Source organism: Gordonia sp. DT218 (assembly GCF_049847105.1).
Classification (GTDB): Bacteria; Actinomycetota; Actinomycetes; order Mycobacteriales; family Mycobacteriaceae; genus Gordonia.
In genome coordinates this window covers 643,579-663,351 of sequence record NZ_JBNCNS010000001.1, presented here as the reverse complement: position 1 = coordinate 663,351, position 19,773 = coordinate 643,579, and the positions used below count along the sequence as shown (strand labels likewise).

The following is a 19,773-nucleotide window of genomic DNA, read 5'->3' as shown; positions in this document are numbered from 1 at the left end:
CCCGGCGACAGCAACCCCGATCCCGGCGACAGCAACCCCGATCCCGCCGAGAGCAACCCCGATCCCGCCGAGAGCAACGCGCGTCCGGACCGGTCCGGACGCGCGAGTAGCTCCTTGGCAGACTGTCGGGGTGGCCATCATCCGAGTCGACGTCATCGACATCGACGACCCCGCCGATCCCCGGGTCGACGACTTCCGGGATCTGAACTCCGTGGACCGGCGACCCGACCTGCCCGTGTTGCCGGGCGGCCGGGTGGGCAAGGGCCTGGTGATCGCCGAGGGGGTGCTCGTCGCCAAGCGCATGATCGCCTCCCGATTCGCGCCACACGCATTCCTCGGGGTCGACAAACGCCTCACCGAACTCTCCGACGAGCTCACCGCGCCGTCCCTCGACGGTGTGCCCTTCTACCGCGCCTCCGCGGAGGTGATGGCCGAGGTGGTCGGTTTTCACCTGAACCGAGGAGTCCTCGGGGCGGCGCGCCGGCCCGAGCCACTGTCGGTCGCGGATGCGATCGCGGATGCGCGGACCATCGCGGTCCTCGAGGGCGTCAACGACCACGAGAACATCGGCAGCATCTTCCGCAATGCCGCGGGGCTCGAGGTGGACGCCGTGCTGTTCGGTGCCGGTTGCGCCGACCCGCTGTACCGACGCTGCGTCCGGGTGTCGATGGGTCATGCGCTGCTCGTCCCGTTCGCGCGCTTCGACGATTGGCCGAGAAGCCTGACCGCACTGGGCGACAATGAGTTCCGGCTGATCTCGCTGACCCCCGGCGACGGTTCCGTCCCGTTGTCGGATGCGGTCGGCGCGGAGAAGGTCGCATTTCTGGTCGGCGCCGAGGGGCCCGGATTGTCCGAGACGGCGATGCGCGCCAGCCATGTCCGCGCCCGGATTCCGATGAGCCGCGGCACCGACTCGCTCAATGTCGCGACGGCCGCGGCGATCGCGTTCTACGAACGTGCCCGATCGGGCACCATGGACGGATGATCTCGACCGATCGCGACAGTCGACGCCGGATGCATCCACTTGCGCCGGATGCCGACCGGGTCGTCGACGAGCCGACGCCGTGGGTTCTCGGTCTGCTGGTGTCGGCGATCTGCGCCCTGTTCGCCACCTGCTTGCTCGTCGGCGTCTACGAACTCATCGGTGGCGTGCTGAGCTGGCTCGGTCTGGCGGCGGTCGCGGTGGTCACCGTCGGACTCGGGTGGACCCTGTGGGATCTGCGTGAGCGACCTGTCTGGCGGTGGATCGTCTGGGGCAGCGTGATCGGCCTGCTGGCCGGATTCGGCTCGACGGTGGCACTCCTCGCGATGGGCCGATGACCGACGGCACGCCGACCGCACGCCGCCGCTTGCCGAACCCCCGTCAGTTGCCGAACCCGCGTCAGTTGCCGACCACCGTCAGTTGCCGAACCCGAAATACCGGGCGATCCGGCCTCGTTGTCGGGTGGGTCGGACCGGGGCCGCCTGGTCCTGGTCCGGAGATGTGGGACGCGGGGTGCCGTCCGTCGGGCGCTCGACCATCATCTGGCTGCGGTTCCGGTAGTCCCGCCAATCCGATTCTCCCGGTACGTAATCGGCAGGGTGGATCGCGAAGGCGGTGACCGGGATTCGCGACGGGTCGTGGTCGCCTTCGATGCGCGGGTGGGTGAACCGGAAACCCAGCCATTCCCGATTCGCCTGCTCGGCGAGGTGCTGTGGGTGAAACGGCAATCCGAGTGGTTCCGGCGGGACGCCGGGCGCGTAACGGAGAGGGTGCTCGCCGGCCCAGAACTCCCGCTCGAACGGATACGGGAGTCCGCAATCCTCGAAGATGGTGACCGGATCCGCCCCGAACGATCTACGGAGTTCGCCATTCTCCCATCGGGCAAAGATCCCGGTTGCCGTGTCGGGATCCGTGTAGAGCACCGTCGCTGCGGAACTCTGCCGGATGGACGAGATCGTCCGGGTCAGCGTCGATGGCTGGGTGGTCGCGAACAGCGAACAGGTGATGACGGCGAGTCGCCCGTACCACCCGGCGTACACGTGGGCGTCCTGCGCCGCGGCGGCCGTCGCGAGGTCGGTGTCCGCGAACGGGACGAGTACCCGGTCGCCGTAGATCGCCTCGGCCAATTTCTGCGCTGCGACAACGTCATTGGTAGGGGAGGCGAGCTCCGCAACCGGGTTGTCGGTGTCGATGAACCAGAGGGTGACCGCGCGTGCCGACACGTCGAGAGACTAGCTGTTGCCGTTGCTGCGGACGCCGAGCAGAACGTCTTCCCACGCGGGGACAGCCGGCTTGCGAGACTTGCGCCGAGGCTTCGCGGACGGGGCAGCAGCCTGATCATCGGTGTGCTCGCCGGAGGCGGTGGTCGCCGCCGGCGCCACCTCGTCGTCGCGATCGGAGGCGTCCGCGGGCCGAGGGTCGGGCTCGGTCCAGGTCGCATCGTCGCGACCGCCGAAATCGATGGCTACGGTGCCGTGCTCGTCGTGGCCCGGTTGCGGTGATCCGCCGCGGGTGCGCTGGGCGTCGATGAGCCGGTCGGCGTCGAGGGTGACCTCGTCATGACCGTCGGCGTTGGTGCCGGCGGCCGGGTCGACCTCTGGGTGCGGCGTCAGGTGCGGGGTCGCCACCGGCGTCAGTCGCCGGCGTGGCGGAATGGACTCGGGATGGGTCAGCTCGTCGGCCAGGTCGTCGAGCGGATCGGCGGTGCCACCGTGGGCGCCGGGTTGGAAACGCCAGTGGGCGTGATTGTCGGTACGCCCGACATGCCAACCGACCTGCACCACCCAGTGGCCGTCGTCGCCCTTCCAGGCGTCCCATTCCACGTCCTGCTGGTTGTGGCCCATCGCGGTCAGGGACTCGGCGACGACTTCACCGAGGGTCGAGACCGACGGACCGTCTTCCCGGATCGGGTGCGACATCGAGGCCAGTTCGGTGGCCCGGGCGCGCTCCAGGAGAACGGGATGGGCGAAACGCTCGATCCTGTCGACCGGAACCCCGGCCAGTGCCGCGACCTCCGGCACACTTGCACCGGCCCGGATTCGGGCCTGTATCTCTCGTGGCCTGAGTGAGCTTTCCATTTCGATCTCGATCTGCCCCAATCGTGAGATGTCACCGCGTGCGGCGGCGCGGAGGCGCTCGTCGGCCGCGATCCGGTACTTCTCACCCGACTCCGGGTCCTGACAGATCACATGGGTGCCATCGGCCTCGACGCCGATTACGCGTAGCTCACGCATCTGCTCCTCCTCCAGTGACCACGAGTGCGGGCATTGGGGTCAGGTTAGACCACCGGTGGGTCGTCGAGCCGTGGGACACGCGGCAAAACCGCAGATCAGCAAGGCTGTGGCGCATGCTGCCACAGGGGCAGATGTGTCACGAGTGACCCATGCGCCACCCTACCCTCCCTCTTGCCGCACACCCCCACCAACGCCAAACACCGCAGCCGCGACGGTTCCCGGCATCCGCGACGTCCAAACGGGGCGCGGATGCCGGAAACCGTCGCGGCTGCGGTTGGGGAAGTCGGGTAAGGGTTACAGGGCGCCGACGACGTGGTCGATGCACTGGGTGAGTTTGGTGATGTCGTCCGGCTCGATCGCCGGGAACATGCCGACGCGCAACTGGTTGCGGCCGAGCTTGCGGTACGGCTCGGTGTCGACGACACCGTTGGCCCGCAGCGTCTTCGCGACCGCGGCGGCATCGACGTCGTCGCTGAAGTCGATCGTCCCGACAACCTGGCTGCGCTGCGACGGGTCGGTGACGAACGGCGTCGCGAACTCACTGGCCTCGGCCCACTGATACAGCCGCGAGCTGCTGTCGGCGGTGCGTGAGACACACCAGTCGAGGCCGCCCTGTCCGAGCATCCACTGGATCTGGTTGTCGAGCAGCAGCAACGATGCAACGGCCGGGGTGTTGTAGGTCTGGTCCTTGCTGCTGTTGTCGACGGCGGTCGGCAACGAGAGGAACTCCGGGCACCACCGGTCGGTCTCGGCGATCTGGTCGATCCGTTCGAGGGCCTTCGGGCTCATCAGGGCGATCCACAGACCGCCGTCCGATGCGAAGCATTTCTGCGGCGCGAAATAGTAGACGTCGGCGTCGGCGACGTTCACCGGCAGACCGCCGGCACCGGAGGTCGCGTCGATGGCCACCAGTGCGTCGTCCGAACCGGCCGGCCGGGTCACCGGCACCGCGACGCCCGTCGAGGTCTCGTTGTGCGCCCATCCGATGAGGTCGATACCGCCGAAGTCATCGGAGGTCAGCGCGGCCGGGTCGGGAGCGGTCCCGGGGTCGGTGGAGATCACCGACGGCGAGTCCAGGAACGGTGCCTTCTTGGCCACGGTGGCGAACTTCGACGAGAACTCGCCGTAGGTCAGGTGGAGGGAACGCTGCTTGATGAGGCCGAACGCCGCGGCGTCCCAGAACGCGGTGGTACCGCCGTTGGAGATGACCACCTGATAGCCCTCCGGCAGCGCGAACAACTCGGCGAGGCCGGCGCGGACGGAGCCCACGACGTTCTTCACCGGTGCCTGGCGGTGGCTGGTGCCGAACACCGATGCGCCGGTGTCGACGAGGGCCTGCAGTTGCTCGGGCCGCACCTTGGACGGACCGCAACCGAAGCGGCCGTCCGACGGCAGAAGGTCGGCGGGGATCGTGATCGGTGCGGTGGCGGTGTCACTCATGTGGCCAATTCTAGGGTTGTGGCGCCAACCACCCACGGCGCGGTCCCTCGTCAGGTTGCTGGTGGCGCCGGCCCGACGGGTCGTTTCGGTAGCCGCGCACCTGCTGTGCAGGCGCGCAGGTCGCGGCCTGCGCGGCCTCGTGGGGGCTACGCGGATGATCTGGGGAGATGGCGCCGGACGGATCGGTGGGGGTGTTGACCGTCGCTGAACGTGCGTTTAATGTACTGAACATGCGTTCAATGGACGCCGACGACCGCACCACGCGAGCCCGTCTGCGCGACGCCGCCATCGAGGTGTTCGCCCGTGACGGGTTCTCCGCGACGGTGCGGGCCATCGCCGAGTCGGCGCGCGTCAGCCCCGGTCTGGTGATCCATCACTTCGGCAGCAAGGAGAAGTTGCGGGCGGAGTGTGATGCGCATGTGCTGCGGCAGACCCGCGAAGCCAACCAGGCAGGCCTCGAAACAACTCCGGGTGCAACGGCTTTCGGCGGGTTGCTGGCCAAGATGGACTCGATCGAGGAGGACGGGCCCCGCATCGTCTACCTCATCCGCAGCCTGCAGGCGGGCGGCGAGATGGCGCGGGAACTCCTCGGCCATCTCGCCGACGACGCCGAGGAGACGTTCCGAGGCGGGGTGGCGGCCGGCACGATTCGCCCCTCACGCGACGAGAAGGCAAGGGCCCGATACATGGTCGCCCAGTCCATGGGTGCGTTGCTGGTCGATGTGGTCATGCACCCGCCGGACGACTGGGCGGACGCGGGCGCGATCCTGCGGTCCTACGTCGACCGCGTGGTGGTCCCCGCCACCGAGGTGGCCGTCCACGGTGTCATGGCGGACGACTCCCTGCTCGACGCGGTCTTGGCATACCGAGAGGAACACGATGACCCGACAAGATGATCCGGTGATCGACGTGACCGGGCTGCGCAAGCGGTTCGGGTCTTTCCAGGCCCTCGACGGCCTGGACCTACAGGTGCGTGGTGGCGAGGTGGCCGGGTTCCTCGGTCCCAACGGTGCGGGCAAGTCGACGACGATCCGGGTTGTGCTGGGGATGTACCGGCACGACGGCGGCCGGGTCCGGGTGTTCGGTGCCGACCCGCTCGCCGACGCGGTGTCGATCCACCGGCGCCTCGCCTACGTACCGGGCGACGTGAGTCTGTGGCCGCAACTCTCGGGCGGTGAATGCATCGACCTGCTGCTGTCCCTGCGTGACCTGCGGGTCGAATCTGCCACGCGCAAGGCCGAACTCATCGATCGATTCGAGCTCGACCCCACCAAGAAATCGTCGACCTACTCGAAGGGGAACCGCCAGAAGGTCGCGCTGATCGCGGCGTTGTGCGCCGACACCGAGCTGTTGATCCTCGACGAACCGACCTCCGGACTCGACCCGCTGATGACGCGCGAGTTCGCGGATTGTGTCGCCGAACGAGCCCGTACCGGGTCGGCGGTACTCATGTCGAGTCACATCCTCGCCGAGGTGGAGGAGCTGTGCGAGACAGTGACCATCATCCGTGCAGGGAAGACGGTTCAGTCGGGCACCCTCGCCGAGCTGCGGCACCTACGTCGATCGCGTGTGACGGCGACGGTCGAGGGTGATGCGTCGGGCCTGGCCGACCTGCCGGACGTGCACGATTTCACGACCGACGGCGACGGTGTGAGTTTCACGGTGGCCGACGGTGGTCTGGCCGCGGTCACGACCGCCCTGGCCGGACTGGACGTCCGAACCCTGTCCGTCGAACCGCCGAGCCTCGAGGAACTGTTCCTGCACGCATATGGCGACAAGGAGCCGGCGTGATGGCGGCGCCGACGATCACCCCGGCATCTTCATCGACCGAGGGCGGGCGCGACCTGCTCGCGAAGTCCGGTCGGCTCGTGCGGCTGATGACGCGTCGCGAGCGGTGGATCATCGTGATCACTCTGGTGGTCTTCCTGCTGATCAACCTGTCCACCGCCGCGACCATCAGTAGTTCGTATCCGACATCGGAGAAGCGAGCGGCCTTGCAGGTCGGCGCCGGATCGAATTCGGCCTTCCGATTCCTGCTCGGACCACTGGACCACGTCGATTCCGCTGCCGCGGTGACCGTGTGGCGGGCCGGGCTGTTCATGATCGCGGCGCTCGCGGTGTGCGCCGTGATGATGGTGGTCCGGCAGACGCGGAAGGAGGAAGAACTCGGGCGGGCAGAACTTCTTCGTGCGGGCGCCACCGGCCCGTTGGCCTCGCTGTGGGCGGCGACCGTGGTGTCGACGGCCTTCTGCGTGGTCGTCGCCCTGGGGATGTCGGTCATGCTGTTCCCGCTGGGAGCCGGCGTCGGCGATGTGATCGCGGTGTTCGCGCAGTACGTGACGACTGCGATGGCCGCTGTCGGGGTCGCCTTGGTGTCGGCCCAGATCGCCAAGACGTCGCACATCGCCAACCTGACCGCGAGTTCGATCGTGCTCGCCGGCTACGTGCTGCGCGGTGTCGCCGACGTCGATGACACGTGGTCGTGGTTGCGCTGGATCACGCCGGTCGGGTGGGCCGAACTCATCGATCCGTTCGGCGCGAACAACCCTTGGCCGGCCGTCGCATCGCTCGCCGTTGCGGTCCTCGGCGTCGGCCTTGCGGCCCGGTTCGCCCTCGGGCGCGACCTGGACGCGGGATTGATCTCGCCACGTCCCGGGCCGGCGTCATCGACGAGGTTGTCGTCGGTCAGGGCCGTCGCGGTGCGGTTGTCGGGCTCGTTGCTCTATTCGTGGACTTCAGCAATCACGTTGTACGCGTTGGTCATCGGATTTCTCCAACCGTCGGTGGACGAGTTGGCCGGAGACAACGAACAGATGCGTCGGGTGCTGGAGCAGTCGGGTCTGCAGGGCGATCTGAGCACGCTGTTCGGCTCGACGATGATGACCTTCCTCGCCGTGGCGGCGAGCGCGTGGTCGGTCAATGTGGTGACACGGATGCGATCGGAGGAGGTGTCGTCGCGCACCGAGGTCCTGCTCGTCACCCCGACGTCGCGATCGAGATACCTGGCCGTGTACGCGGCGACCGCCGCTGTCGGGGTCGTGGTGATCCTCATCGCTGCCGCGCTCGGCATGACGGTGGGTAACGGCGTGGCCGGTGGGGGCTGGAGCGCGGCGGGCGACAACCTCGCGGCCGCCGGAGTGCAGATCCCGGCGGCGCTGCTCGTCAGTGGTATCGCCGTCGCGCTCTACGCGTTTCGGCCGATGCTGGTCCCGGTCGGCTGGCTGGTGGTGATCGCCGCGCTGTTTCTCGGGCCGCTGTCGGGGATGTTCAGCCTGCCGCAGTGGGCCCGCGACCTCTCTCCGTTCTCCCACGCCCCGGCGGTGCCGCTGGAACCGATGCAATGGCTCCCGATCGTGGTGCTGCTGGCCATCGCAGCGCTGTTCGCCGTTGCCGCCCAACTCGCCTTCCACCGTCGCGACATCGGCTGAGGCCGACACCGGCTGAGGCCGACACCGGCCAGAGGTTCTGGCCGCAGTTCCGTGTTCCGGCTTCGAGCTGATCCTGCGGCCAGCAGCCGAAAGTGCGGCCGGAACGGCAGTCAAGGGCAAGGGGGTCAGAGGCCGGGCTTCACCAATTCGCCCCATCCGGCGACATCTTCGGGACGACGCGGCGCCGGTCCCGTGTAGATCGCGGCCGGTCGGACGAGTTTGCCCAGGCGCTTCTGTTCGAGGATGTGTGCACACCAGCCCGCGGTGCGGCCGCAGGTGAACATCGCGGGCATCATGTGCGTCGGCACCTCGGCGAAGTCGAGGATCACGGCGGCCCAGAACTCCACGTTGGTCTCGATGGCCCGATCGGGGCGGCGTTCGCGCAGTTCGGTCAGCGCGGCCTGTTCGAGGGCCGCCGCGATCTCGTAGCGGGGTACATCGAGTTCCTGCGCGGTGCGGCGCAGCACCCGGGCCCGGGGGTCCTCGGCCCGGTAGACACGGTGACCGAAGCCCATCAGCTTCTCCTTGCGGTCCAGCACCCCCCTGACCAGGCCGCGGGCGTCGCCGGTGCGCTCGACCTCCTCGATCATCGGCAGCACGCGGGCCGGTGCGCCGCCGTGCAGCGGGCCCGACATCGCGCCGATCGCTCCCGACAGCGAGGCCGCGACGTCGGCTCCGGTGGACGCGATCACCCGGGCGGTGAAGGTGGAGGCGTTGAGACCGTGTTCGGCGGCGCTGACCCAATAGGCATCGATCGCCCGGATGTGCTTGGGGTCCGGATCGCCCTTCCAGCGGGTCATGAAGCGCGCGGTGACTGTGTCACAGTCGTCGATGACGTGCTGGGGGACGGCCGGTTGATGGATGCCGCGAGCCGACTGCGCGACATAGGAGAGCGCCATCACCGACGCCCGCGCGAGATTGGCGCGCGCGGTGGCGTCGTCGATGTCGAGTAGCGGTTGGTATCCCCAGATCGGCGCCAGCATCGCCAGCGCCGCCTGGACATCGACTCGCACGTCGCCGGTGTGGATGGGCAGCGGGAACGGTTCGGCCGGGGGGAGGCCGTCGCCGAAACGGCCGTCCACCAGGAGCGCCCAGACATCGGCGAAAGTGACGTGATTCTCGACCAGGTCTTCGATGTCGACCCCGCGATAACGGAGATTGCCGCCGTCCTTGTCCGGTTCGGCGATGTCGGTGGTGAACGCGACAACGCCCTCCAGTCCGGAGACGAAATCGTCGGGAACACTGTTCGCCATGGTGACCACCTATCTCGAAAAAACGTCATCGTGGGCGGCGCTGTCGGTGATGTCCGGCGTACCGGACCGAGCACCCACTTGGACTGTAGGGCAGCCGCGCGCCCAGGGGTGTACCGGGGAGTAACAGGCGTGTCCGGGGAGTAGCCTCACGCACGTGCCGGATGAACCGATTGACCTGCCGAACATGCGTGTCGGCTACGGCGGTGGCATTCCGCCCAACATCGGCGAGGGCGACCGGGCAGCCGGCGCCGACGGGATCCGCGAGAACCTGGACCCGAGTTGGCTCCGCGGAGATCCGCCGTGGGTGGATCTGTTCACCGTGTGGCTGCGCGAGGCGATCGAGGCGCGAATCCCCGAACCCAATGCCATGGTGCTCGGCACGGTCGACGCCGACGGTCATCCCGCGACCCGGACGGTGCTCTGCAAGGGCGCCGATGCGGCAGGCATCGTGTTCTTCACCGGCTACGACTCGGACAAGGGCCGCCACCTGGCCGCCGATCCGTATGCCTCGGTGACGTTCCCGTGGATCGCGCTCGAGCGCCAGGTCAACGTCCGCGGTCGCGTCGATCACGTCGGCATGGAGGAGACCCATGCCTACTGGTTCAACCGCCCGCGTGGTTCGCAACTCTCGGCCTACGCCTCCGAACAGTCCCGGCCGATCGGCAGCCGGACCGATCTCGAGGCCAAGGCCGCGGCGGTCGCGGAGGAGTTCGGCGGGTTCGACGACGGCGCCGAGATCCCGGTGCCGGCCGACTGGGGCGGCTTCCGCCTGGTTCCGACCGTCGTCGAATTCTGGCAGGGACGCGCCAATCGTCTGCACAACCGCGTGCGCCTGACGTTGCTCGACGACGGCTGGCGGGCGGAAAGACTCCAGCCCTGATGGCCAGACTCCTGGCCGACACCACGCCGCTGCGCAACGCCTACTTCCGACGTCTGTGGCTCGCGAACATCGTCACGGTCATCGGTGCACAGCTCACCGTGGTCGCGGTGCCCGCACAGATCTATCAGATCACCGGTAGCTCTGCATATGTCGGACTGACCGGCATCTTCGGACTCGTCCCGCTGGTCGTGTTCGGACTCTGGGGCGGCGCGCTGGCAGACGTCTTCGATCGCCGCACCCTGCTGATCATCTCGACACTGGGGCTCATCGCCTGTAGCGCCCTGTTCTGGGCGCAGGCTGCCGCCGGTGTTCGAAATGTCTGGATCATCCTGTCGCTCTTCGCCGTTCAGCAGGCCTTCTTCGCCGTCAACCAGCCAACCCGCAGTGCGGTGCTGCCACGGCTGTTGCCGGATCGCGAACTGCCCGCGGCGTTGTCGCTGAACATGACCGTGATGCAGGCGGGTGCCATCGCGGGTCCGCTCATCGGTGGTGCCCTGATCCCATGGCTCGGGTATTCATTGCTCTACCTCGTGGACACCGTCTTCCTGGTGCCGACGCTCCTCGCGGTGATCCTGCTGCCGTCGTTGCGGCCAGAGGGCGACGACCGACCCAAGACTCCCGGTCTGCGGTCGGTCATCGACGGCCTCAAATACCTGGCAGGCCACAAGATCCTGATGGCGTCGTTCCTGGTCGACCTCATCGCGATGATCTTCGGAATGCCCCGTGCCCTCTTCCCGCAGATGGCGCACGAGAACTTCGGCGGGCCATCCGGCGGCGGCATCGCGTTCGCGCTCCTGTTCACCGCCATCTCGGCCGGGGCCGTCGTCGGCGGCATCTTCTCCGGGTGGGTCAGTCGCGTCGAGCGGCAGGGACTCGCGGTCATCGTGTGCGTCATCGTCTGGGGCCTGGCCATGGCGGGTGTCGGCGTCGCCGTGGGCTTTGCCGGCGGCACGTCGTTGCCGATGCTGCCCGTGGCACTGGTCTTCCTCATGATCGGTGGTGCCGCCGACATGGCGTCGGCGGCGTTCCGCCAGTCGATCCTGCTGGCCGCGGCGACCGACGACCTCCGTGGCCGCCTGCAGGGAGTGTTCACCGTGGTGGTCGCCGGTGGCCCGCGGATCGCCGACGTCGTCCACGGTGCCGCCGCTGCCTCGATCGGGGTCGCGGTGACCACCACAGCGGGTGGACTCCTGGTCGTCGTGCTGACCATCGTTGCCGCTCTGGCGATCCCGGCGTTCGTCGCATATCGCGTCGGTCAGCACGCCTGACCCCGCAAAGCGCCCAGAGTTACGCCGTGCGCAGGCACACCATTGACGACACGCCGGTGAACCCCCGGTTGGGCGGGCGTTATTCCGGGGTGTTTGTCGGGAATGCCCCAGGCGGCATGCCCGACACGCGGGCGACAGCACGTATCGGCTGATCAGCGAGGTCGGCGATTCGATGCCACTATGGGTGCCATGAGCGCGGTCGTCGACAACCCCGCGGGGACCTTTTCGGTGCCCATCATCGACATCACCCCGTACACCGGCAACGGAAGTGCGGCTGATCGTGCTGTCGTCGCCGACCAGATCGACAATGCCGCCAGTGCCGTGGGGTTCATCCAGATCGTCGGGCATCAGATCCCGTCCGTGGTGATCGACGAGTTCACGGCCGTGATGGACGACTTCTTCGCGTTGCCACTGGAGCGGAAGAAGGCCTACCGCACCCCGCCGGAGATCAACCGGGGCTACGCGCCACCGAAGTCGGAGTCGTTGTCACTGAGCCTTGGCGTCGAGCCTGCCGATCGGATGAACGACTTCTTCGAGGCTTTCAACGTCGGAGTGGAGGCGACCAACTATCCGGATCTCGAACTGCCGGAGGATCAGTACGCCGGCAACACGTGGCCGGCCGTGGATCATTTCGAGGCTGCGGTGTCGGCGTATTTCGCCGAGGCCGCACGGGTGGCACACACGCTGACCCGGATCTTCGCCGACGCACTTGACCTCCCGCCGGACTTCTTCGACGGTTACACCGATCACTCGCTCGACGTGCTCCGGATGAACAACTACGCCCTGCCGCCCGGCGAGGTGGAACTCGACGGTGAGCTGACCGGGATGGGCGAGCACACCGACTACGGCATCGTCACGGTGCTGTGGGCCGATCAGGTCAAGGGGCTGCAGGTGCTCGATCGCGGCGGCGTCTGGCACGACGTCGAACCCGCCGACGGGGCGCTGCTGATCAACCTCGGTGACCTCATGGCGCGCTGGACGAACGAGCGGTGGATGTCGACGCTGCACCGCGTCAAACCGCCGGTGGTGGACGGGACCGTCGAGCGCAGGCGATCCGCCGCGTTCTTCCATGACGGCAACATCGACGCCATCATCTCCACGTTGCCGTCCTGCGTCGGCGCCGGAAGCCGCTACTCGCCGATCACGGTGGGCGAACACATCGGCGCCAAACTGGCCGGCTCCCGTGCCGGACAATCGAATCCGTATGCGCGCCGGGAGGCGCAGCGGGTGCGGCAGGCGATGCGCCGGGGGCTGGGACAGCAGTAGGGAATCTGTTGCAGGCCGGGAGATCTCGATACGGGTCCTCGCTGCGCTCGGTCCCTACTCGATCGGCGGGGAGGATGCCGGGCCTCGCTGGGCTCGGTTCCTACTCGATCGGCGGGGAGGATGCCGGGCCTCGCTGCGCTCGGTTCGTACTCGGTCGGCGGGGAGGCCGGGGGGTCAGTTCTCGCTGATGCGGCCCGGATAGGTGGCCCGTCGCGCAGCGTGCACCGGGCAGTAGTGCATCGGGTTGTCGCGCTCGGGTTCCGGTGGGAGATTACGAGCCGGCGTCTCCACGAGCGGGGCGTCGGGGGCCACCCGGCCATCGACCCGATCCCATGCGTCGCGCGGACGTGGATGGCGCAGAAAGCGTTTCGGGAGCAGGCGGTGCATCACGAGGTTGATCGTCCGGCCCAGCAGGCGGAAGCGCCTCTCGTCACGGTCGGTCCATGGCAGCCCCATCAACTCGCGGATCGGCTCGTCGTAGAATCCGGTGGTGAGCCAGGTGAAGAAGCGCTGATTGGTCTCGGCCATGTAGCGGAACCACAACGTCTCCGGAATGAACCGCAGGAACGGGGGCGGCGGCAGTTGTCCGATGTCGAGAACGGTCCGGACCGCCGGATGGTCGCGAAGGACGTTGCGGCACATGTAGTCCCAGTATTCGAGGAAGTCCTCGTACGTGTCCGGCACCGGTCGCATCGACACGCCGTACATCGCATACCACGCCTTGGACTCCTCGAAGAGCTGACGCTTCTGATCCTCGGTCAGCCACGGGCCGAAGCGTTCGCAGAGCCGTACATTGCCATACCAGAACGTAGCGTGTGCCCAGTAGAAGACGTCCGGATCCAACGCGTGGTAGCGCGTGCCGTCCTCCATCTGGCCCTTGATGTCCCGGTGATAGTCGCGCACCTCACGGCCGGTCGCGGTGCCGCCGTCGAAGACCACACCGCTGATGGGGTAGAGCGAGCGCATCAGTCGCTGCCATCGTTCACCGAAGAAGTCGGAATGCTCCCAGACGGCCGCCCCGAGCTTCGGGTGCATGTTCTGCATCGAGCCGGCCCACAGACCCTGGAACATGCCGGTCCAGGTGCCCCAGATCTGCCAGGTCAGCGAGTCCGGTCCGAGTGGTGCGTAATCCTCGGGCCGCGGCGTCGGGGCGCCCTCGGGTCCGTCAGTCGTGGCGTCCGCAGATTTCGTCAGCACCTCGGTCATGAGACGAAAGTCTAGGATCGTCTCAGCCGGACTGTCAACGACGGTGGAATCGGATCCGTTGTCCCGCGACGAGTTGGGCGGCGTGGTCGACAGCGGCCGGGGTGAGCACCGCGATGACCGGATAGCCACCGGTCACCGGGTGATCGGCGAGGAAGATCACCGGTCGTCCACTCGGTGGGACCTGCACGGCACCGTGCGGCACACCTTCGGAGGCGAGCTCGGGGGCATCGGCGCGATGGACGACGAGTGGGTGGTCCGACTCGGCCGGTCTGTCCAGTCGCACGCCGACCCGATTGCTGTCCGGGCTGACCTCCCAGATCCCGTGCGTGAGGTCCCGGGGCTCCTCGACCAATTCTCGACGTGGACCGTCCGACGCCTCGAGGGCGACGACCTCGGGCTCGCCGTTGTCGACCGGCGCGGCGGAGATCGCCGGCCATGGAGCCGTGGCGTGCCCGATAAGGACTTCGACGTCGGCGGCGAGCGGTTCGGGACCGAGGCCGGAAAGGGTGTCGGTGGAACGGGAGCCCAGTACCGCGGTCACGTCGAAACCGCCGCGGACGGCCACGTAGTTGCGGCAGCCTCGGGTGGGTGTGTCGATGGTGAGTTCGGCGCCGTCGGGAAGGGGGGCCGCGGCGGCATTGCCGACCGGAGACCCGTCGACGCGGACCTCCGCACGCGCACCGGTCACGGCGATCACCAGGGTCCCGTGTGCGCGAATCCGTAACCCGCCCAACGTCGTCTCGATGACGGCGGTGGATTCGGGATTGCCGACGAGGCGGTTCGCCAGCGTCAGCGATGAGCGATCGGCGCCGCCCGAACGCGGCACGCCGAGATGTGCATAACCCGATCTGCCCAGATCCTGCACGGTCGACAGCGGGCCCGGGTCGAGCACGGTGACGGACTTCACGGCCGGAGTCCTCACGATCCGGCGTCGGCGTCGACGAAGCAGATGAGTGTGCCGGGTTCGAGAAGTGCCGGCGGAGAGTTGTCTTCGTCCCACATCGACTGTTCGGTGTGCCCGATCAGGTGCCAACCGCCCGGGCTGACCCGTGGGTAGACGGCACTGTAGCCGGCGGCGATGGCGACGGACCCGGCCGGCACCCGGGTCCGCGACTCGCTGCGACGGCCCACATCCCGGAACGGATGATCTGAGTTCTGTTGCGGGACGAGATAACCGAATCCAGGTGCGAATCCCATGAACTGGACCTGCCAGGTGGTGTCCCGATGGATCGCGGAGACCTCGTCCGGGTTGAGGTCGAGCAGATCGGCGACGTCGGCGAGATCTGGTCCGTCGTAGGAGACCGGGATGCGGATCTCGGAGGTGGTCGAGTCGTCGGTGGCGCCGGGCGCCACGGAGGTCCGCAGTGCGCGATGGATACCCAGCACGTCGATCCCGCGGCCGGGTTCGGCCTGCACCAGCAGCGTCTGCGCGGTCGGGATCACCTCGATGGCGTGCAGGGTTCCGGCCTGTACGGCACGCCGCAACGCGGCCGCCGCCGTGCCGACAGCGTGCAGCGGCGCTGTGTCGGTGGCGGAGTCGAGGTCGGTGGCGAAGTCGAGCAGCACCGCGTCGGGCCCGGCGGGTAACTCTCGCATGTGCACAACCTACCGGTGCATCGACGAATAGTGCCGGTGGAGTCGGCCGTCGATGGCAGGATTGTCGGCAACTCCGGAGGTGTCCTGATGCGTGAGATCGTGATCTGCGGCGAAGCACTCGTCGACGTCGTCGCAGCCCGCACACCGGTCGGTACCGGCCGACTGGCCGCGCTCCAGCCGGCACTCGGCGGCGGCCCGTTCAACGTGGCCGTGACCCTCGGCCGGCTGGGCAGTGCCGTCTCGCTGTGTACGGCGGTGTCCACCGACACCTATGGCGACGCGATCGTCGCAGCGCTCCAGGCCGGCGGGGTCGGAACCGGGCACGTGCAACGGCGTCGCGAGCCGACCTCGCTGGCGCTCGCGACGATCGGCACCGACGGCGCCGCGCATTATTCGTTCTACGTGGAGGGCACGGCCGACCGTCTGGTCGAGGAGCCGGGAGTCTTCCCGCAGACCGTCGCGGCGGTGTGTTTCGGCACCCTGTCGCTGGTGCTGGAACCCGGTGCGTCGGTGTACGAGTCGCTCATCCGCCGCTGTCACGACGAAGGGCGTCTCGTGGTGATCGACCCGAACATCCGGCCGGCGGTGATCGCCGACCACGACGCGTACCGGCGTCGTTTCGCGTCCTGGATGGACGCGGTGGACATCGTCAAACTCTCCGATGAGGACGCCGACTGGCTCTCGGCGGGTCCGGCGGGCACCGGCCCCGACGCCTGGCTCGCCGCAGGCGTCACCGCGGTGATCACGACCGCCGGTCCGGACGGGATCACGGTGACCACAGCTGCGGCGGCGGTCACATCACCGGCGCCGAAGGTGCAGGTCAGCGACACGATCGGAGCAGGGGACAGCGTCGTCGGTGGAGTGCTGCGCCACCTGGAGAACCTCGGCGCGCTCTCACCTCGCGCAGTGGCCGAACTGAGTGCCGAAGAGTGGCTGGCGACCGCTGAGTTCGCAGGTCAGGTAGCCGCCGTCACCGTTTCACGGCCGGGCGCGGACCCTCCGTGGGCGGGCGAGCTGCGAAGCGACTACGTTGATAAGCAACAGCATCCTTACCCGGATCTGCGTAGTACAAGACTCTCACCTGAGTAAAGGGGTTCGTGTGTCCGCTGAAACAGTCCCAGCTGACCAGGCGTCCGATACGGCATCAGCGACGTTCACCTACCCCGGTGGTCAGCTGGAGCTTCCGATCCTGAAGGCCACCGAGGGTTCCGACTCGGTCGGACTGGGCAAACTCCTCGCCGAGACCGGCCTGACCACCTTCGATGGCGGCTTTGTCAACACCGCGTCGACCAAGTCGGCGATCACCTACATCGACGGTGACGCAGGCATCCTGCGGTACCGCGGTATCCCGATCGACCAGCTCGCGGAGAAGTCCACCTTCATCGAGGTCAGCTATCTGCTCATCTACGGTGAGCTGCCGACGCCCGCGCAGCTCGAGGACTTCACGGACAAGATCCGGAGGCACACCCTCCTGCACGAGGATCTGAAGCGCTTCTTCGACGGCTTCCCGCGTAACGCCCACCCGATGCCGGTGCTGTCGAGCGCGGTGAACGCCCTCTCGGCCTACTACCAGGACTCGCTTGACCCCAAGGATCCCGAGCAGGTCGAGCTGTCGACGATCCGACTCTTGGCCAAGCTGCCCACGATCGCGGCCTACGCGTACAAGAAGTCGGCCGGTCAGCCGTTCCTCTATCCGGACAACTCGCTGAGCCTCGTCGAGAACTTCCTGCGCATGACGTTCGGCTTCCCGGCCGAACCGTACGAGGTCGACCCGAAGGTCGCCAAAGCCCTCGACATGCTGTTCATCCTGCATGCCGATCACGAACAGAACTGTTCGACCTCGACCGTGCGTCTCGTGGGGTCGTCACAGGCCAATCTGTTCACGTCGATCTCCGGCGGCATCAACGCGCTGTGGGGTCCGCTGCACGGCGGTGCCAACCAGGCCGTGCTCGAGATGCTCGAGGACATCAAGCAGTCCGGCGGCGACACCCAGGCCTTCATGAACAAGGTCAAGAACAAAGAAGACGGCGTGAAGCTCATGGGCTTCGGTCACCGTGTCTACAAGAACTACGACCCGCGTGCTGCGATCGTCAAGAAGACCGCCGACCAGATCCTGGAATCACTTGGCGTGCAAGATGATCTGCTCGACATTGCGAAGGGCCTCGAAGATGTTGCGCTGAGCGACGACTACTTCATCGAGCGCAAGCTGTACCCGAATGTCGACTTCTACACCGGCGTCATCTACCGTGCAATGGGCTTTCCGACCCGGATGTTCACAGTGCTGTTCGCACTCGGCCGGCTGCCCGGATGGATCGCGCACTGGCGTGAGATGCACGCGGATCCGTCCGGCAAGATCGGCCGCCCGCGTCAGCTGTACACGGGCTACACCGAACGCGACTACGTGAACATGGGACAGCGCTGACGCGCCGGAAGGCCTGAGATCGGCGCCACGTACGCCGATCTGACCAGACACCTGATCCGACGACTCAAAGGAGAGTCCCGTTGACCAGCACAGAGAAGCCCGTAGTCGAATTCCCGGAGGGTCCCGCTCCCGCCGAACTGCAGGTCAAAGACCTCATTGTCGGTGAAGGCGCCGAGGCGCAGAGTGGTGGCGTGGTCGACGTGCACTACGTCGGCGTCGAATACGACACCGGCGAAGAGTTCGACTCCTCCTGGGACCGTGGTCAATCGGCGAACTTTCCGCTCGACCGGCTGATCCCGGGCTGGCAGGAGGGTATTCCCGGCATGAAGGTCGGCGGCCGCCGGCAGCTGACGGTTCCGCCGCAGCTCGCCTACGGTCCGGCAGGGGCCGGTCATCGACTCTCGGGCAAGACACTGGTGTTCGTCATCGATCTGCTGGGCGTGGGATAGCCGCTCCGGCAGGCGAGCGAGCGGGCCGGGTTCGTGCCGTCGGCACCGTCGGTGCTGTGGCTCAGACGCGATCTGCGTCTGAGTGACCTTCCGCCCCTCATCGCCGCCCATGACGGCGGTGACCAGATCCTGATCTGTTTCGTCGTGGACCCGAGGCTCGAGAAGTCTTCGGGTCCACGACGTCTCAGCTTCCTGTTCGACTCACTCCGAGAACTCGACGACAAGCTCTCCGGCCGTCTGCTGGTGGTGCGTGGCAGGCCGGAGGAAGAGATCCCGCGGGTGGTGGCCGCAGTCGACGCCGCGTCGGTTCACGTGAGCGACGACTTCTCTCCGTTCGGACGACGGCGCGATGCGACCGTTGCCGAGGCGCTCGGGGACATACCTCTCGAGGCCACCGGTTCTCCATATCTCGTCTCGCCCGGCCGGGTCACCAAGCCGGACGGCGATCCGTACAAGGTGTTCACCCCGTATTTCCGGGCGTGGTGCCGACATGGCTGGCGGCGGCCCGCATCGTCGGCGGTGGCTGTCTCGGACCTGTTGAACCCCAGTAATATTCGTCACTCGGGACGCATCCGGGTGCCGGCCGCTCCGGCGACACTCGAGATCCCCGCAGGCGAGGACGCTGCACTGGCGCGCTGGTCGGAGTTCGTCGGCGACGATCTCGAGGACTACGAAACGGGCCGCGACAGACCGGATCTCGATGTGAGCAGCCGGATGTCGGCCTATCTGAAGTTCGGCAACATCCATCCCCGGACGATGGCCGCCGACCTGGGCCGGTCTATGGGCGCTCAGGCGTATCTCCGGGAACTCGCGTTTCGGGACTTCTACGCCTCGGTGCTCTACCACTGGCCGGACAGCTTGTGGCACAACTGGAATCGTCAGTTCGACGACATCGAACTCGACACCGACGCCGATGCGCACCGGCGCTTCGATGCGTGGAAGGAGGGGCGGACCGGCTTCCCGATCGTCGATGCCGGCATGCGTCAGCTCGCCGAGACCGGCTTCATGCACAACCGCGTCCGGATGATCGCGGCGTCGTTCCTGGTCAAGGATCTACACCTGCCCTGGTGGTGGGGTGCGCGATGGTTCCTCGATCAGCTCGTCGACGGGGACATGGCGTCCAATCAGCATGGATGGCAGTGGGCGGCGGGCACCGGGACCGATGCGGCGCCGTACTTTCGCGTCTTCAACCCGGAGACCCAGCGACGGCGGTTCGATCCCGACGGCGCGTACGTGCGCCGGTGGGTGCCGGAGGTCGACGATGATCACCCCGACCCCATCGTCGACCACAAGGCGGAACGCGAAGAGGCTCTTCGACGCTTTCGCCAGATCTGATGTCCTTCGCTCGC

General features: G+C 67.4%; 19 protein-coding genes. 12 read left to right on the top strand and 7 right to left on the bottom strand.

Annotated features, from left to right (window positions below; genetic code table 11):
* Positions 1-130 precede the first annotated feature (130 nt).
* Together ACPXCG_RS03045 and ACPXCG_RS03040 are read left to right on the top strand one after the other, a co-directional pair.
* Positions 131-985, top strand: a complete 855-nt coding sequence (locus tag ACPXCG_RS03045) for a TrmH family RNA methyltransferase (RefSeq protein WP_425788952.1) — start codon at positions 131-133, stop codon at positions 983-985.
* Between the two features lie 29 nt (positions 986-1,014).
* Complete coding sequence (locus tag ACPXCG_RS03040) at positions 1,015-1,320, top strand: DUF2537 domain-containing protein (protein WP_425790467.1); 306 nt, start codon at positions 1,015-1,017, stop codon at positions 1,318-1,320.
* Between the two features lie 78 nt (positions 1,321-1,398).
* On the opposite strand, the gene ACPXCG_RS03035 is transcribed toward ACPXCG_RS03040, so the two are convergent.
* The 3 genes from ACPXCG_RS03035 to serC form a co-directional block, all read right to left on the bottom strand.
* Positions 1,399-2,205: a DUF6928 family protein gene (locus tag ACPXCG_RS03035; protein ID WP_425788950.1), complete on the bottom strand. Its 807-nt coding sequence runs from the start codon at positions 2,203-2,205 to the stop codon at positions 1,399-1,401.
* Positions 2,206-2,214: 9 nt separating this feature from the next.
* Complete coding sequence (gene sepH, locus ACPXCG_RS03030) at positions 2,215-3,216, bottom strand: septation protein SepH (protein ID WP_425788948.1); 1,002 nt, start codon at positions 3,214-3,216, stop codon at positions 2,215-2,217.
* A gap of 294 nt (positions 3,217-3,510) precedes the next feature.
* Positions 3,511-4,656: a phosphoserine transaminase gene (gene serC, locus ACPXCG_RS03025; RefSeq protein ID WP_425788946.1), complete on the bottom strand. Its 1,146-nt coding sequence runs from the start codon at positions 4,654-4,656 to the stop codon at positions 3,511-3,513.
* 230 nt (positions 4,657-4,886) lie between these two features.
* Here serC and ACPXCG_RS03020 point away from each other — a divergent pair, with 230 nt between their 5' ends.
* Genes ACPXCG_RS03020 through ACPXCG_RS03010 form a run of 3 tightly spaced genes read left to right on the top strand, consistent with a single transcriptional unit; the run spans position 4,887 to position 8,084 of the window.
* Positions 4,887-5,552: a TetR family transcriptional regulator gene (locus tag ACPXCG_RS03020; RefSeq protein WP_425788945.1), complete on the top strand. Its 666-nt coding sequence runs from the start codon at positions 4,887-4,889 to the stop codon at positions 5,550-5,552.
* A complete protein-coding gene (locus ACPXCG_RS03015) occupies positions 5,536-6,447 on the top strand; it encodes an ATP-binding cassette domain-containing protein (protein WP_425788943.1) in 912 nt (303 codons plus the stop codon). Before ACPXCG_RS03020 ends, ACPXCG_RS03015 begins: the two co-directional genes overlap by 17 nt.
* Positions 6,447-8,084 carry an ABC transporter permease gene (locus ACPXCG_RS03010; protein WP_425788941.1) on the top strand — a complete coding sequence of 546 codons (1,638 nt, stop codon included), beginning with the start codon at positions 6,447-6,449 and terminating at the stop codon, positions 8,082-8,084. The genes ACPXCG_RS03015 and ACPXCG_RS03010 overlap by 1 nt, the downstream gene beginning before the upstream one ends.
* A 125-nt stretch (positions 8,085-8,209) precedes the next feature.
* Here the strand turns inward: ACPXCG_RS03010 and ACPXCG_RS03005 are convergent, their stop codons facing one another.
* Positions 8,210-9,337 carry a citrate synthase 2 gene (locus ACPXCG_RS03005; protein WP_425788939.1) on the bottom strand — a complete coding sequence of 376 codons (1,128 nt, stop codon included), beginning with the start codon at positions 9,335-9,337 and terminating at the stop codon, positions 8,210-8,212.
* Between the two features lie 184 nt (positions 9,338-9,521).
* Between ACPXCG_RS03005 and pdxH the strand changes: the two genes are divergently transcribed.
* The 3 genes from pdxH (at position 9,522) to ACPXCG_RS02990 (ending at position 12,751) form a co-directional block, all read left to right on the top strand.
* Complete coding sequence (pdxH, locus tag ACPXCG_RS03000; RefSeq protein WP_425790465.1) at positions 9,522-10,217, top strand: pyridoxamine 5'-phosphate oxidase; 696 nt, start codon at positions 9,522-9,524, stop codon at positions 10,215-10,217.
* A complete protein-coding gene (locus ACPXCG_RS02995) occupies positions 10,217-11,485 on the top strand; it encodes an MFS transporter (RefSeq protein ID WP_425788937.1) in 1,269 nt (422 codons plus the stop codon). The genes pdxH and ACPXCG_RS02995 overlap by 1 nt, the downstream gene beginning before the upstream one ends.
* Positions 11,486-11,665: 180 nt before the next feature.
* Positions 11,666-12,751 (top strand): isopenicillin N synthase family dioxygenase, encoded by a 1,086-nt coding sequence (locus tag ACPXCG_RS02990; RefSeq protein WP_425788936.1) that lies wholly within the window; start codon positions 11,666-11,668, stop codon positions 12,749-12,751.
* A gap of 174 nt (positions 12,752-12,925) precedes the next feature.
* On the opposite strand, the gene ACPXCG_RS02985 is transcribed toward ACPXCG_RS02990, so the two are convergent.
* Genes ACPXCG_RS02985 through ACPXCG_RS02975 form a run of 3 tightly spaced genes read right to left on the bottom strand, consistent with a single transcriptional unit; the run spans position 12,926 to position 15,553 of the window.
* Entirely contained in the window at positions 12,926-13,957 is a 1,032-nt protein-coding gene (locus ACPXCG_RS02985) for an oxygenase MpaB family protein (protein ID WP_425788934.1), read from the bottom strand.
* Between the two features lie 34 nt (positions 13,958-13,991).
* On the bottom strand, positions 13,992-14,864 hold the full coding sequence (locus ACPXCG_RS02980) for a biotin-dependent carboxyltransferase family protein (RefSeq protein WP_425788933.1): 873 nt from the start codon (positions 14,862-14,864) through the stop codon (positions 13,992-13,994).
* Positions 14,865-14,875: 11 nt separating this feature from the next.
* On the bottom strand, positions 14,876-15,553 hold the full coding sequence (locus ACPXCG_RS02975; RefSeq protein ID WP_425788931.1) for a 5-oxoprolinase subunit B family protein: 678 nt from the start codon (positions 15,551-15,553) through the stop codon (positions 14,876-14,878).
* 87 nt (positions 15,554-15,640) lie between these two features.
* Between ACPXCG_RS02975 and ACPXCG_RS02970 the strand changes: the two genes are divergently transcribed.
* The 4 genes from ACPXCG_RS02970 (at position 15,641) to ACPXCG_RS02955 (ending at position 19,759) form a co-directional block, all read left to right on the top strand.
* A complete protein-coding gene (locus ACPXCG_RS02970) occupies positions 15,641-16,642 on the top strand; it encodes a carbohydrate kinase family protein (protein ID WP_425788929.1) in 1,002 nt (333 codons plus the stop codon).
* A 10-nt stretch (positions 16,643-16,652) separates the two neighbouring features.
* A complete protein-coding gene (locus ACPXCG_RS02965) occupies positions 16,653-17,975 on the top strand; it encodes a citrate synthase (protein WP_425788928.1) in 1,323 nt (440 codons plus the stop codon).
* Positions 17,976-18,055: 80 nt separating this feature from the next.
* Positions 18,056-18,424, top strand: coding sequence for an FKBP-type peptidyl-prolyl cis-trans isomerase (locus tag ACPXCG_RS02960; RefSeq protein ID WP_161060126.1), 369 nt, complete (start codon positions 18,056-18,058; stop codon positions 18,422-18,424).
* A 54-nt stretch (positions 18,425-18,478) separates the two neighbouring features.
* On the top strand, positions 18,479-19,759 hold the full coding sequence (locus tag ACPXCG_RS02955) for a cryptochrome/photolyase family protein (RefSeq protein WP_425790463.1): 1,281 nt from the start codon (positions 18,479-18,481) through the stop codon (positions 19,757-19,759).
* Positions 19,760-19,773: the final 14 nt, after the last annotated feature.

Bases quoted from the DNA above. Each gene is read 5' to 3' on its own strand.
- ACPXCG_RS02985 (WP_425788934.1), bottom strand. From the start codon at position 13,957: ATGACCGAGGTGCTGACGAAATCTGCGGACGCCACGACTGACGGACCC.
- serC (WP_425788946.1), bottom strand. From the start codon at position 4,656: ATGAGTGACACCGCCACCGCACCGATCACGATCCCCGCCGACCTTCTG.
- ACPXCG_RS03015 (WP_425788943.1), top strand. From the start codon at position 5,536: ATGACCCGACAAGATGATCCGGTGATCGACGTGACCGGGCTGCGCAAG.
- ACPXCG_RS03005 (WP_425788939.1), bottom strand. From the start codon at position 9,337: ATGGCGAACAGTGTTCCCGACGATTTCGTCTCCGGACTGGAGGGCGTT.
- ACPXCG_RS02970 (WP_425788929.1), top strand. From the start codon at position 15,641: ATGCGTGAGATCGTGATCTGCGGCGAAGCACTCGTCGACGTCGTCGCA.
- ACPXCG_RS03020 (WP_425788945.1), top strand. From the start codon at position 4,887: ATGCGTTCAATGGACGCCGACGACCGCACCACGCGAGCCCGTCTGCGC.
- ACPXCG_RS02975 (WP_425788931.1), bottom strand. From the start codon at position 15,553: ATGCGAGAGTTACCCGCCGGGCCCGACGCGGTGCTGCTCGACTTCGCC.
- pdxH (WP_425790465.1), top strand. From the start codon at position 9,522: ATGCGTGTCGGCTACGGCGGTGGCATTCCGCCCAACATCGGCGAGGGC.
- ACPXCG_RS02995 (WP_425788937.1), top strand. From the start codon at position 10,217: ATGGCCAGACTCCTGGCCGACACCACGCCGCTGCGCAACGCCTACTTC.
- sepH (WP_425788948.1), bottom strand. From the start codon at position 3,216: ATGCGTGAGCTACGCGTAATCGGCGTCGAGGCCGATGGCACCCATGTG.
- ACPXCG_RS03010 (WP_425788941.1), top strand. From the start codon at position 6,447: ATGGCGGCGCCGACGATCACCCCGGCATCTTCATCGACCGAGGGCGGG.
- ACPXCG_RS03040 (WP_425790467.1), top strand. From the start codon at position 1,015: ATGCATCCACTTGCGCCGGATGCCGACCGGGTCGTCGACGAGCCGACG.
- ACPXCG_RS02990 (WP_425788936.1), top strand. From the start codon at position 11,666: ATGGGTGCCATGAGCGCGGTCGTCGACAACCCCGCGGGGACCTTTTCG.